The sequence below is a fragment of the Leptospira vanthielii serovar Holland str. Waz Holland = ATCC 700522 genome (genome assembly GCF_000332455.1).
GTDB classification, from domain to species: domain Bacteria; phylum Spirochaetota; class Leptospiria; order Leptospirales; family Leptospiraceae; genus Leptospira_A; species Leptospira_A vanthielii.
The window spans coordinates 189,891-202,289 of the sequence record NZ_AOGY02000065.1 but is presented as its reverse complement, the minus strand read 5'-3'; the positions used below and the strand labels follow the sequence as shown (position 1 = coordinate 202,289).

Below are 12,399 nucleotides of genomic sequence, written 5' to 3'. Positions count from 1 at the left end.
AACCATTCAATTCCGGTTGACACCACATGCTTAAGATTTTAAGATTTCCAGACATTTATGTTTTCTAAATTAAAACAAGATATTCCTTCAGGACTTGTCGTATTTTTAGTCGCTCTTCCGCTTTGTTTGGGAGTGGCGTTGGCCAGTGGTGCTCCTTTATTATCAGGTGTGATCTCAGGTGTGATTGGAGGGATCGTTGTCGGAATCCTTAGCCATTCCAACACAAGTGTGAGTGGCCCCGCCGCAGGCCTTGTCACTTTGGTGTTAGCTGCCATTGCAGGCCTTGGCGATTATCGCACCTTTCTTCTTGCTGTTTTATTAGCTGGATTGATTCAGATTGCGATTGGATTTTTACGCGGTGGGTTTATTGCAAATTACATCCCGTCTAACGTGATCCAAGGATTACTTGCATCCATCGGGATCATTCTCATTCTAAAACAAATTCCCCATGCCGTAGGATTTGATGTGGATCCAGAAGAGGACTTTATCTTCTTTCAAAAAGACGGAGAAAATACTTTCTCTGAACTATTCAATATAATAAAATACTTTTCCTGGGGAGCGGTCATTATTGCTGTCTCTTCTTTGTCCTTAATGGTTGGTTATGATAAATCAAAATGGAAACTTTTGAAATTTTTACCTTCACCAGTCCTTGTCATTCTCCTCGGTGTTTTATTAAACACTCTCTTTCAAAATTACATTCCTCAGTGGTATCTTTCCCAAAAACATCTAGTATCCATCCCGAGTATTAAAAATTGGGAATCTGTATTTTTCTTTCCCAATTTTTCGGCAATTACGAATACTAATGTCTGGTATTTTGCCGTCACAATTGCTGCCTTTGCCACTCTGGAAACACTACTTAATTTAGATGCAGTGGAGAGAATTGATCCACACAAAAGGCTCGCATCCCCTAACAGAGAGCTTGTGGCTCAAGGTATAGGAAACTCACTTTCCGGATTAGTAGGGGGACTTCCCATTACGTCTGTGATAGTTCGAAGTTCTGTAAACATCTATGCAGGCGCAGAATCCAAATTTTCAACAATATTTCACGGCATTTTACTGTCCCTTAGTGTTCTTTTCTTTGGATCCTTCTTAAATTTAATTCCCCTATCTTCTTTAGCAGTAATCTTAATTGTAACCGGTTTTAAACTGACCAAACTAGATCTCTACCAATCCGTTTACAAAAAGGGGATATATCAATTCTTACCTTTCATTGCCACAATCATTGCGATCATCTTCACTGACCTTTTAACAGGAGTCCTGATTGGACTCTCTATCAGTTTTATTTTTATCTTAAAAAATAATTATAAAAACCCATTTTCCGTTGAAACAGAAACTTTAAATATCGGTGAAACGGTTCGGATCGAATTGCCTAACCAGGTTTCTTTTTTAAATAAAGCTTCTATCAAAGATACACTTTGGGCACTCCCTGAAAATTCCAAACTGATTGTGGATGCATCCAATTGTAATTTCATTGATCATGATATATTAGAAGTTTTGGAAGAATTCAAAACAGTAGTCTTTGTTGAAAAAAAGATCCAATTGAATTTGATTGGACTAAAAGATTCGTATGAGCTCAGTGATCAAGTTCAGTTTGTAAATATTTTAGACAAAGAAGCCCAACAAAAACTGACTCCAAACGAAATTTTGGATTTTCTAAAACGAGGGAATGAAAGGTTTGTTAAAGGAAAATGGTCAGAAAAGTATTTCAAACACCAAGTGAATGCAACAGCCTTTGGACAAAATCCCATTGCGGTAGTATTGTCTTGTATTGATTCCAGAACAAGCCCCGAAATTATTTTTGATGCGGGTCTTGGAGATATCATTTCGATTCGGATTGCGGGTAATATCGTCAATGAAGAAATCCTTGGAAGTTTAGAGTTGTCCTGCGACAAAATTGGAACAAAACTTGTGGTTGTGCTTGGACATTCCAATTGTGGGGCAGTTTCCAGTGCCATCTATGCGCTTCGTGACGGTAACATCGCGAGCGTTACCAAAAAAATCCAAAAAGCAATCGATGCATCGGAAAAAATCACCCATCCCATCCAAAAAGAAAATGAACATATCTTCAATCATGTGGTGAAAGCAAACGTGAAAAACTCGATCGAGGAGATCCTGACTCACAGTCCTTACCTAGCGGAAAAAGTGAAAACCAAGGAGATAAAAATTGTCTCAGGATTTTATGATACTTCCTCTGGAGAAGTTCAGTTTTTTGAAACTGTTTAATAAAGATTGAATAAGGAAGAAGGGGAGTTCGGTGAATGAAACTCCCCTATCATTTCAGACCATAACCCAAACAAAACACAGTTTATTTTTTGTCTGTGATGGTTGTATGGATTAGTTAGCAGATATTTATTTGTTTACAGGAACAAACAATGGTTTGTATACATTCCAATTCACATAGGCAAGAAATGCGTTAGCAACAACCACAAAAATACCAACAGGCAATCCTTCTGGTGCAATTGTTAGGTGGACGAGAAAAATGTTGATAGCTATCGGTGCAATGACAATGGAAGCCAATAGAACAAATCGGCCAGTTAAAAAAGCAATGGCCACCACAAGCTCTGTCACTTTAATCAGAGTCATTAAATACCCAGAAGCCTTAATTCCATCATTAAATATTTTTAAATTTCCGGTCGTTTCTGGTTGTTCTACCAAATTAAACAGGATCACGACGGAAGAAAACAAGAACAATGCTCCAAGCAAAATCCTTACAATTGTATACGCAATTTTCATACCATTTTCCTTCAGATAAGTTTATTTCTGTTCTAGGGCTTTCGAAGGATCACCCTAGATTTCTGAATCATGAACAGAAACAATAAAAAGTCATCTCGTTTTCAAAGGATTCTAAATTTAAGAAAAGCCAACATTCCCTAAGTTTTAGGGATTTTTACAACTCCTGATGCAATAAACTCGTTGTTTGGTGGCATTGATATTCAGGTCTAACTATGAAACTTGGATTCCGTTTAGCATTTACACTCTTTTTTTTATTGGTCCACTGTATTACTTCCTCTCAAACGGAACTTCCGCAGGAGGAAAGATCAGAAAAAACACTACGGCTCCAATATGCACAAGAACTAGAGACCAAAGTATTGAAAGTGGGTCCTGCCCATGAAATCTCTATCGGACAATTTGCACTCCAGTCTTTTTCCAATACGAGCTCTCGCTTTTTTACGGTAAGTTCCTTATCACCTTTAAAATCGAACGATCCTCTCGAACCAGGTGCGATTGTTTTGCGTAAGGTGCAAGTAGACAGATCCTTGGAATTCGAAGAAGGAACAACAAAATTCCATCATGCAACTTTCGTCTCCATAGTTGAATTTGTTGTGGTCGGAGCATCGGGCGAACCACAACGGATTTTAGGTCATTCCGAACAAATCACCTCTAGGACCATTCCTTTCAGCGCTGACGATACAGATTCAAAAGATAAAATTGCCAACAGTATCCAATCCGCCATAGAGGAAGGTTTACAACAGATTGTCTCTTTGAAAGATTTTCCTACTTTCTATAAAAGCCAGAATATGTTTCAGAGATAAAACCTCGTTCCAGTGACAGTAAAAGTGTAACCCATGTGAGTGATCTAAAGTGTTACCGATGTGCCTTTTCATACAACATACTATCGCCTGTTATGCGACATAATACTAATTATGGGAAGTAACAAGTTGCATCGCGTAAGAATCTACAGAGGAACACAGGTCATTGCATCATCTAAAAATCTACTCCAAATTCTAGTAAAGGAAACGATTTCTCGTTTACAGGTGATCTTTTCTTAAGGCTTACTTTCGTGGGGGAAATAGATAGAGGAAAGAAATGAAAAAACACACCTTATTGATAAAGTTCGTAACAATTCTTATGATTTTATCTGCACTTTCATGTGGGTTGTTTTCTAAAAATGATCCTGATTTTGCCGGAGATATAATCGACGGACCAGAAAAATTCCAATATGATCCAAACAAATTGCCAGTAATTGGAAAAACCACAGAACAAGAATTACTCGAAATTTATCCTAAGCCCTGGTTAAGGAAGACATTTAAAAAACCAATCACTAAAGAAATCCTGGGAAGAAAGTTTGAAATGAAAAAAATTATCGCCTATGTAAATTACTTAACGGCCCCTCTACCAAATGGTGGCTATGTAGGTATGGATTATCTCTATATTCATATATTCTTTGATAAAGATGGAATTGTTCAACAATATATCATAGATCATACAATTAAAGAGAAAGCTAATAGAAACAGTCCTTGGGTGGCAGGTAAATATTCCAATATTAAAGATAGAAAACATTGGAGGGAAGATGATTATTGGCCAGAAAGTGTTGTTGACGGCACCTGTTATTGGGCACAGAGAAGGGATAGAAAAAAATATCGACAAAGTGAGGAGATTCAATGTCGGTATTGGGATCCAGTTCCTGTGTATTAACTTATTTTCTGCACATTTATAGGATCACCTTACACGGACAGTTCGGGCAGTATATGAATCATATTTACAAACTCATCTTGATCACAAGTTTTAGAATCATAATGAATTGTGGCAATCATGGGATTTCAAAAAAAGAAAACCGAAAATATCCATTCGAATTTCTAGTAACCTACCGGCATCCAGGAATTCCGAACGCCTTATAGATATGTTTGATGGACATGTTTTTTCAGGTTCCTAATCGCTAAAATCTATCAAGGATCCCCTACTTTATTTTTTCCAAATACTTTGCCAAATTCCCGATGTGTTGTTTTCCACCTTCAATGGCTCCATACTTCTCATTTACTCTTTCTAACTCTTGTTTACTGGTGAATTGTTGCTCCATTACGAGATTTGTTCCATTGCCAGCTTTTTCAAAAATGATTTTTGATTGGAAATTTACGTCTTCATCACCCTCGCCATCCCCCAAATGTTTATACGAAATGAAATGAGGTTTTTGAATGTCGATAAATTGAATTTTATTTTTATAATCATGTCCATCAGGACCATGCATCACAAACTCCCAAATACCACCGTTGGAAAAATCTAATCTTTGAATCGTTAACGTAAAGCCATCTGGGCCCCACCATTCTGTAAGGTGTTCCCCCTCCGACCAAACTTCAAAAAGTAAGTCAGCCGGTACATCAAAATATCGTTTATAAGTAAAGTAACCTTGTTGTTTTCTATGACTGTCTCTGTATTATTTTTTATCATGGGATCTCTCCATTTTTAGTTTGAGCACGTAGCGATCCAGTTTGTCTAAACGTTTGGTCCAAAGATTTTTGATATCGGTAATCCAAGCTTCCATTTCCTGCATTCCTTGTTGGTTCAGACTGTAGATACGTTTCTGAGCATCCTTTTTCACCTGAAGGACATTTGCTGCTTTTAGCACTTTCAGATGTTGCGAAATTGCAGGAGGACTCATCTGGAAATTCTGGCTAATTTCTGTGGAAGTAAGTTCTCCATTTTTGGCCACGAGCCTTACAATATCCCTTCTCGTATCATCTGCTAAAGCAGCAAAAGCATTCATTGAATGCATTATTAATATATTTCTTAATTAAGTAAATACTTAAATATGTTTTTTGCTCCTGTCTTTCCGAAAAAAATTTGCACTGATCCCGACAGACGAGAAACAAAATGGAAAAAAAGAAATACCTGCGGCAAGGTACCATAGACCGCCTAACAAATCTAATGCAGAATTTCCCTGAACCGATTTGGATAGCGTTCATTTTATTTTTTTAGAATCACTATGATTCTAATTTAAAAATTCAAATTTTCTTTTTTATCACACATATGTTTTTTTTATTGCAAACAAATCCCAAACTGATGTCATTCTGTCTCAGTTGCGAATTTCGGAACAATGTTCTCATAAGAAAGTTCGAACAAATTACGAAATGAGGAAATAAATGACAACATCACTTCTTAGAAATCCTTCCGTTGTGGTCATAGGTGCTGGGATGACTGGCATTCTACTTGCGATTGAATTAGAAAAAGCAGGGATCACGGATGTTACCATATTAGAGAAAAAAAATGATCTAGGGGGAACTTGGAGAGAAAACACCTATCCAGGTGTTGCCTGTGACATCCCTGCTCATATGTATACTTATAGTTTTGAACCAAATCCAGAGTGGAGCCACCGTTTTGCCCATGGGGATGAAATCCAAACTTACTTCAAACGAGTCAGCGATAAATACAAAGTAACTCCTAGAATTCACTTCAATGAAGCAGTTAGCGAAGCATCATATAACAATGGAAAGTGGACTACTAAAACCAACCAAGGAAAAACATACGTTTCCGATTTTTTAATTTCCGCAACAGGAATTTTGCACCACCCTGCCCGGCCCGAGATCCAAGGACTAAGTTCCTTTAAAGGTAAATGTTTTCACACAGCCGAATGGGATCATTCTGTAGATTTAAAAGGAAAAAGAATTGGTATCATCGGAACAGGCTCTACAGCAGCCCAAGTCATTCCAGAATTGATCAAAGTGGGGAAAAAAGTTTCCGTATTCCAAAGAACACCGCAATGGATCATTCAAATTCCCGATACCAATTATTCCGAAAAGGAAAAAGAACGTTGGAGAAAGGATACAAATATATTAAAGCGATTCCACAAATGGTATACCTTTGCCGTAGAACAAACGTTCTCTAAAGCAGTGATTGGTAAAAAAATCCCTCATTTACTTATGAGTTTTCTTTGCAAACGGAATCTCAGAAATTCCATTAAAGATCCCGTACTCCGCGCCAAACTAACACCTAACTATCGGGTAGGATGCAAACGCGTAATTGTAAACTCTACATTCTATGATGCCATCCAAAAACCGAATGCAGATTTAGTTACCGAAGGTATTGAAAAAATTACCGAAAAAGGAGTTGTTACAAAGGACGGAACACTTCACGAATTGGATATTTTAGTCCTAGCGACAGGATTTCATCCATTCAACTTTATGAGACCAATGAACCTAACTGGAAAAAATGGAATTAACATCGATACAGTTTGGAAAAAGAAAGTCCAAGCCTACAGGTCTTTATTCATTCCTCACTTTCCTAATTTTGTGCTTATGTTGGGACCCAATACACCAATTGGAAACTTCTCAGTAATTGCGATGAGCGAAGTCCAAACCAAATATGTTATGAAAGTGATTAACGATTGGAGAAAAAAGAAATTTGACGAAATCGAAACTACAGAAGAAGCATTAAAACAATTTGCAGCTTATCTCAAAGCTGGTATGGGTAGTACGGTATGGCTCGGCGGCTGTCAAAGTTGGTATTTGGACCCAGACGGAGATCCTGCGATGTGGCCCTATACTTGGAGTCAGTGGGAAAAGGAAATGAAAACACCTGACTACAAAGACTTTGCAGTAAAAACTTTTTAATCTTCTAATCAACTCTAAACCTAAACAACATATTTTTCCGGTATTGACTACAAATGCCGGTTTTTTATATTTTCAGAATATTCAAATTATCAAGAATAGAAAATTTAATTTTTGTGCCTCGCAAATCTAATTAAAATAACAATTTTAACCATTATGCGATCCCGCTCTCCGTTCCAATCTTTGCTTTTGCAAAGGATTTTCACTCCGATCGGTGGCGTAGGGAGTGTTTCCTCAATCCAAAATTTGGATGGAAATACTAGGTTTCCTATTACCATCTAACACGGAAACTAAAGTCTCCAAAACTTCTTTTGAGACACCCACACATCCTGATGTTGGGTTATCTTCGTTCCAAACATGAAGGAATAACATACTTCCCCTTCCCAAAATAGCAGGATTTGTATTGTGTTCAATCACTACAAATAAATCGTAAATATAAGAATTCCAAAGTGCCACTGCCTCTTTTTCGCGGTGTTTGATCATTTGGTTGTAATTTTTTGACTTAGGGTTATCACTCCAGTAGTAGTTTTTTCGAATTTGAGTGTATTCTAAATTTCGAATTTTCCTTTTTTGTTTTCCAATGATCCTTTGGATGGGATAACTACTTGCTGGAGTGTATCCATCCCCTTCTCTTTTTAGTTCCTTGAGGATGAGCCCATTTCGTCCTAGACGCACGGGTATTTTTTCGACCACTGCAGTCCATTCTCCCTCGTTTAGAGTAAAAAAATCTAAATGTCCCGTAGATTCACCGGCTCTTGCGGTAATGAAAAGGATCTGTTCTGAGTTCCAAAGGGGAGATTCTGGCGGAGAATTCCCTTCACTGGAAAGAGGGAATTGGCAAAGAAAAAAGAGAAAACTAAAAAGAACAATGATAGATTTGGGTTTTTGGTGCGGAATCTGCTTGAAATCTGGGGAGAACCCTAGGAAGTTTAAGAAAACGAGAGGGATTTTTTGCGAGCCGATGGGTTTCAAAACTCATTCAGAAACGATTGGCTCCCCCTGCTGGGCTCGAACCAGCGACCCAATGATTAACAGTCATTTGCTCTACCGACTGAGCTAAAGGGGAATCTCGAATCTGTGACCATGCTACGTAGGAAGGTCGCTAGGTCAACGAAAAAAAACATTCAGAGCTTACAGAAATATTGAAAAAATTCTAAAAAATCAGGCTTCCTTAGCTTAAAAAATGGATGTTTCCAACTAAAGATTCCCTCATTGTGACATAATCCTCTCCACTCCTGGTAGGGGAAAAAAATAGAAATTGTATATGTTGTTGTAGATGGGGTCTGCATGAAAATTGAGAGGCATTTTACCAAAGGGAATAAGGGTTTGTACCCGAATCTTACTTGGGTCCGTAAGGATTCTAAAATTACGAATACGGACGGATCCGTTGTATTTGAGGCAAACGGAGTCGAAGTTCCGGATTTTTGGTCACAAGTAGCAACAGATATCCTCGCGCAGAAATACTTTCGCCGGAAAGGTGTTCCCAAATATCTCAAAAAAATTGCAGAAAAAGGAATCCCCGAATGGCTACAACGTTCGGTTCCTGATGATGAAAAACTCATCGCCCTCAATCCTGAAGACAGGTTTGTAGGAGAATCTGATTCCAAACAAGTGTTCCACCGCCTTGCGGGATGTTGGACTTATTGGGGTTATAAACACGGTTATTTTACCGATGAAGACAGTGCTCGTGTCTTCTATGAAGAAGTTATTTTTATGCTCGCAAGTCAAATGGCTGCACCCAATTCCCCGCAGTGGTTCAACACAGGACTTCACTGGGCTTACGGAATTGATGGAAAGTCACAAGGACATTATTATGTGGATCCAAAATCTGGAAAGCTTGTAAGATCTGCCTCTTCTTACGAACACCCACAACCTCATGCATGTTTTATCCAATCTGTGGATGACGACTTAGTCAATGAAGGGGGAATCATGGACCTTTGGGTTCGTGAAGCTCGTCTTTTTAAATACGGATCGGGAACAGGAACCAATTTCTCAAATTTACGTTCTGCCAATGAACCACTCTCTGGCGGTGGTAAAAGTTCCGGCCTCATGTCTTTTTTAAAGATTGGGGACAGAGCCGCTGGTGCGATTAAATCTGGGGGAACCACTCGTCGTGCAGCGAAGATGGTATGCCTTGATATGGACCATCCAGACATCGAAGAATTCATTGATTGGAAAGTCCAAGAAGAGAAAAAAGTGGCATCCCTTGTCACAGGATCAATCCTTAACAATCGCCTTTTAAACGATATTATGGCTGCTTGTTCAGCCGCCAAACAAACACTTGGTGAAGGCACCTACGACCCCACTGTCAATGGGGATCTCAAAAAAGCGATCCAAAAGGCTAGAAAGGCATTTGTTCCAGACAACTACATCAAACGAGTGATTGACTTATCCAGACAAGGATACAAAGACCTGCTCTTTGAAGAGTTAACCACTGACTGGCAGTCCGAAGCATACAATACTGTTTCTGGCCAAAATTCCAATAACTCAGTTCGAATCACAAATGAGTTTATGGAAGCAGTCGAAAAAGATCTTCCTTTTAACCTCTATTTTCGAACAGAAAAAGAGAGAGCTCGTGCTGCGGGTCGGGAACCAAAACCTTCCAGAACACTACGTGCCCGTGACCTTTGGGAAAAAATTGCGAATGCCGCTTGGAATTCTGCAGATCCTGGAACACAGTATCATAGCACGATCAATGAATGGCATACATGTCCTGAAGACGGTGCCATCAATGCTTCAAACCCATGTTCTGAGTATATGTTCCTCGACAACACGGCATGTAACTTGGCTTCCGCAAACCTTGTTAAATTCTTAAAAGAAGACGGAACCTTTGACGTAGAAGGATACCGCTACTTAAACAAAGTTTGGACCATCATCTTAGAAGTGTCTGTGCTTATGGCTCAGTTCCCTTCCAAAGAAATTGCCGAACTATCCTACAAATTCAGAACTTTGGGACTCGGATATGCTAACCTTGGTTCTTTGCTTATGATCATGGGAATCCCTTATGATTCACAAGAAGCCATGGCTGTCACTGGTGCAATTTCTTCCATTATGCATATGTCCTCGTATGCAACTTCGGCAGAGATGGCAAAGGAACTCGGACCATTTGTTGGATACGAAAAAAACAAAGACCATATGCTCCGAGTGATTCGTAACCATAGACGTGCCGCTTACAATGCACCAAAAGAAGAATACGAAGGCCTCACCATCACTCCGGTGGGAATCAATCCATCGTTTCTTCCTTCTTACCTACTCGAAGCAGCAAAAGAAGATTCCGACAGAGCCCTAGAACTTGGGGAATTGTATGGATATCGCAACGCACAAGTAACAGTGATTGCACCTACTGGAACCATTGGCCTTGTTATGGACTGCGATACTACAGGGATTGAACCGGACTTTGCTCTTGTGAAATACAAAAAATTGGCTGGTGGTGGTTATTTCAAAATCATCAACCAATCCGTTCCTGCTGCATTGAAAAAACTTGGTTATAGCCAAGCCGAACAAGATGCGATAGTCAACTACTGTAAAGGCCATGCGACATTCAACGGAGCACCGGGTGTGAACACGGCTCGTTTGAAAGAAAAAGGTTTTACAGAAGATGTTTTGGAAAAACTCGAAAAACAACTTCCCTTCGTTTTCGATATCCAATTTGCATTCAATAAATTCACGTTAGGTGAAGATTTCCTTTCTAAAACGTTGGGAATCGATTCGACCGTTTACAACTCCATGAGTTTTAACCTTTTGGAAACATTGGGATTTTCAGCAGATGAAATCGCACAAGCAAACGATTATGTTTGCGGAACGATGACCATCGAAAATGCACCTTTCATCAAAGAGAAAGACTTAGCAGTTTTTGATTGTGCAAACAAATGTGGAAAATACGGAAAACGATTTTTATCTTATCAATCACATATCCGAATTATGGCTGCGGCTCAACCATTCATTTCGGGTGCTATCTCCAAAACGATCAATCTTCCCGAGGAGGCAACCATTGAGGATGTGAAAAATGCATACCTCATGTCTTGGAAAGTGATGATCAAAGCTAATGCACTTTACCGTGACGGATCTAAACTTTCACAACCACTTAACTCCGTATTTCAGTTGTTAAGTGCTGTGGGAGAAGAAGAGGAAGAACTCCAAACTTCCTCTGCTCCAAAAACCGTAACAGAAGTGGCAGAAAAACTTGTTTATAAATACATTGCGGAAAGGAGAAAACTCCCACACCGTCGTGCAGGTTATACGCAAAAAGCTATGGTTGGGGGGCACAAAGTATACCTTCGCACAGGAGAATACGAAGATGGCCAAATCGGTGAGATTTTTATCGATATGCACAAAGAAGGGGCGGCTTTCCGATCTTTAATGAATGCATTTGCGATTGCGGTTTCTCTTGGCCTCCAACATGGAGTTCCCTTAGAAGAATTTGTAGAAGCATTTACATTCTTCAAATTTGAGCCAAACGGTATGGTTTCTGGCAACCCTCATATTAAGATGTCAACCTCTGTGATCGATTACATCTTTAGAGAACTTGCCATCACTTACCTTGGTAGATACGACTTGGCACAAGTATCTCCTGAAGATCTAAGAACTGATGAAGTAGGAAGGAAAGCAGAACCAAGCAAAGATCTAGTGGGAAAGCAGGAAAGTAGCGGACTTCGTGCTCCGCTACATGTTGCCCCTATTTCGATGAAGTCTGTATTGGAAGAAAAACCAGAACCGGTGGCAGTGGCAGGTGGTACAACACAACCAACCGCAGCACAATCGGCAGCGGCAACTCTTAAAATCATCGCAGAGGCCAGAACCAAAGGTTATACAGGAGATTCCTGTACAGAATGTGGTTCCTTCCAGATGGTTCGTAACGGTGCTTGCCTCAAGTGTATCTCTTGCGGATCCACTACTGGTTGTTCGTAAGCTAACTCCACAAAAATAACCAAACTCTGATTGCAATGCAATTTAGGGTTTGGGTGAAGGAAAAAAAGACCTAAGCTTTAAGTTTAGGTCTTTTTTTTATCTAAACATAGGTGGTCATTGGTGTTTTTGTTCCCTCTTATCCTAAAGAGAAAATCAAATTCTAGTATAA

8 protein-coding genes, 1 tRNA gene and 1 pseudogene are annotated in these 12,399 nt (G+C 39.3%); 5 read left to right on the top strand and 5 right to left on the bottom strand.

The genetic code is table 11. The features are described from left to right. Window positions 1-57: 57 nt before the first annotated feature. Entirely contained in the window at window positions 58-2,223 is a 2,166-nt protein-coding gene (locus tag LEP1GSC199_RS15910; protein WP_002986935.1) for a SulP family inorganic anion transporter, read from the top strand. Between the two features lie 126 nt (window positions 2,224-2,349). On the opposite strand, the gene LEP1GSC199_RS15905 is transcribed toward LEP1GSC199_RS15910, so the two are convergent. Next, the gene (locus tag LEP1GSC199_RS15905; RefSeq protein ID WP_002987051.1) at window positions 2,350-2,733 is read right to left on the bottom strand and encodes a DoxX family membrane protein; all 384 of its coding nucleotides are present in this window, start codon (window positions 2,731-2,733) and stop codon (window positions 2,350-2,352) included. A 212-nt stretch (window positions 2,734-2,945) separates the two neighbouring features. Between LEP1GSC199_RS15905 and LEP1GSC199_RS15900 the strand changes: the two genes are divergently transcribed. Together LEP1GSC199_RS15900 and LEP1GSC199_RS15895 are read left to right on the top strand one after the other, a co-directional pair. Beyond that, window positions 2,946-3,533, top strand: coding sequence for a hypothetical protein (locus LEP1GSC199_RS15900; protein WP_002987374.1), 588 nt, complete (start codon window positions 2,946-2,948; stop codon window positions 3,531-3,533). 274 nt (window positions 3,534-3,807) lie between these two features. Further along, window positions 3,808-4,416 carry a hypothetical protein gene (locus LEP1GSC199_RS15895; protein ID WP_039927071.1) on the top strand — a complete coding sequence of 203 codons (609 nt, stop codon included), beginning with the start codon at window positions 3,808-3,810 and terminating at the stop codon, window positions 4,414-4,416. 262 nt (window positions 4,417-4,678) lie between these two features. On the opposite strand, the pseudogene LEP1GSC199_RS15890 reads toward LEP1GSC199_RS15895, so the two are convergent. Together LEP1GSC199_RS15890 and LEP1GSC199_RS15885 are read right to left on the bottom strand one after the other, a co-directional pair. Continuing rightward, window positions 4,679-5,166, bottom strand: a pseudogene (locus LEP1GSC199_RS15890) (SRPBCC domain-containing protein). Beyond that, complete coding sequence (locus LEP1GSC199_RS15885; protein ID WP_039927069.1) at window positions 5,153-5,482, bottom strand: ArsR/SmtB family transcription factor; 330 nt, start codon at window positions 5,480-5,482, stop codon at window positions 5,153-5,155. Before LEP1GSC199_RS15885 ends, LEP1GSC199_RS15890 begins: the two are co-directional and overlap by 14 nt. A gap of 376 nt (window positions 5,483-5,858) precedes the next feature. Here LEP1GSC199_RS15885 and LEP1GSC199_RS15880 point away from each other — a divergent pair, with 376 nt between their 5' ends. After that, window positions 5,859-7,325, top strand: coding sequence for a flavin-containing monooxygenase (locus LEP1GSC199_RS15880; RefSeq protein ID WP_002987375.1), 1,467 nt, complete (start codon window positions 5,859-5,861; stop codon window positions 7,323-7,325). A 231-nt stretch (window positions 7,326-7,556) separates the two neighbouring features. Here LEP1GSC199_RS15880 and LEP1GSC199_RS15875 read toward each other — a convergent pair whose 3' ends face one another. Further along, entirely contained in the window at window positions 7,557-8,294 is a 738-nt protein-coding gene (locus LEP1GSC199_RS15875) for a L,D-transpeptidase family protein (protein WP_002987373.1), read from the bottom strand. Between the two features lie 18 nt (window positions 8,295-8,312). After that, window positions 8,313-8,388: transfer RNA gene (locus LEP1GSC199_RS15870), tRNA-Asn, on the bottom strand. 221 nt (window positions 8,389-8,609) lie between these two features. Between LEP1GSC199_RS15870 and LEP1GSC199_RS15865 the strand changes: the two genes are divergently transcribed. After that, the gene (locus LEP1GSC199_RS15865) at window positions 8,610-12,230 is read left to right on the top strand and encodes a vitamin B12-dependent ribonucleotide reductase (RefSeq protein WP_002987310.1); all 3,621 of its coding nucleotides are present in this window, start codon (window positions 8,610-8,612) and stop codon (window positions 12,228-12,230) included. Window positions 12,231-12,399: the final 169 nt, after the last annotated feature.

Excerpts from the sequence above, each read along its gene's own strand:
- LEP1GSC199_RS15885 (WP_039927069.1), bottom strand. The coding sequence starts at position 5,482 with ATGAATGCTTTTGCTGCTTTAGCAGATGATACGAGAAGGGATATTGTA.
- LEP1GSC199_RS15880 (WP_002987375.1), top strand. The coding sequence starts at position 5,859 with ATGACAACATCACTTCTTAGAAATCCTTCCGTTGTGGTCATAGGTGCT.
- LEP1GSC199_RS15900 (WP_002987374.1), top strand. The coding sequence starts at position 2,946 with ATGAAACTTGGATTCCGTTTAGCATTTACACTCTTTTTTTTATTGGTC.
- LEP1GSC199_RS15910 (WP_002986935.1), top strand. The coding sequence starts at position 58 with ATGTTTTCTAAATTAAAACAAGATATTCCTTCAGGACTTGTCGTATTT.
- LEP1GSC199_RS15895 (WP_039927071.1), top strand. The coding sequence starts at position 3,808 with ATGAAAAAACACACCTTATTGATAAAGTTCGTAACAATTCTTATGATT.
- LEP1GSC199_RS15865 (WP_002987310.1), top strand. The coding sequence starts at position 8,610 with ATGAAAATTGAGAGGCATTTTACCAAAGGGAATAAGGGTTTGTACCCG.
- LEP1GSC199_RS15905 (WP_002987051.1), bottom strand. The coding sequence starts at position 2,733 with ATGAAAATTGCGTATACAATTGTAAGGATTTTGCTTGGAGCATTGTTC.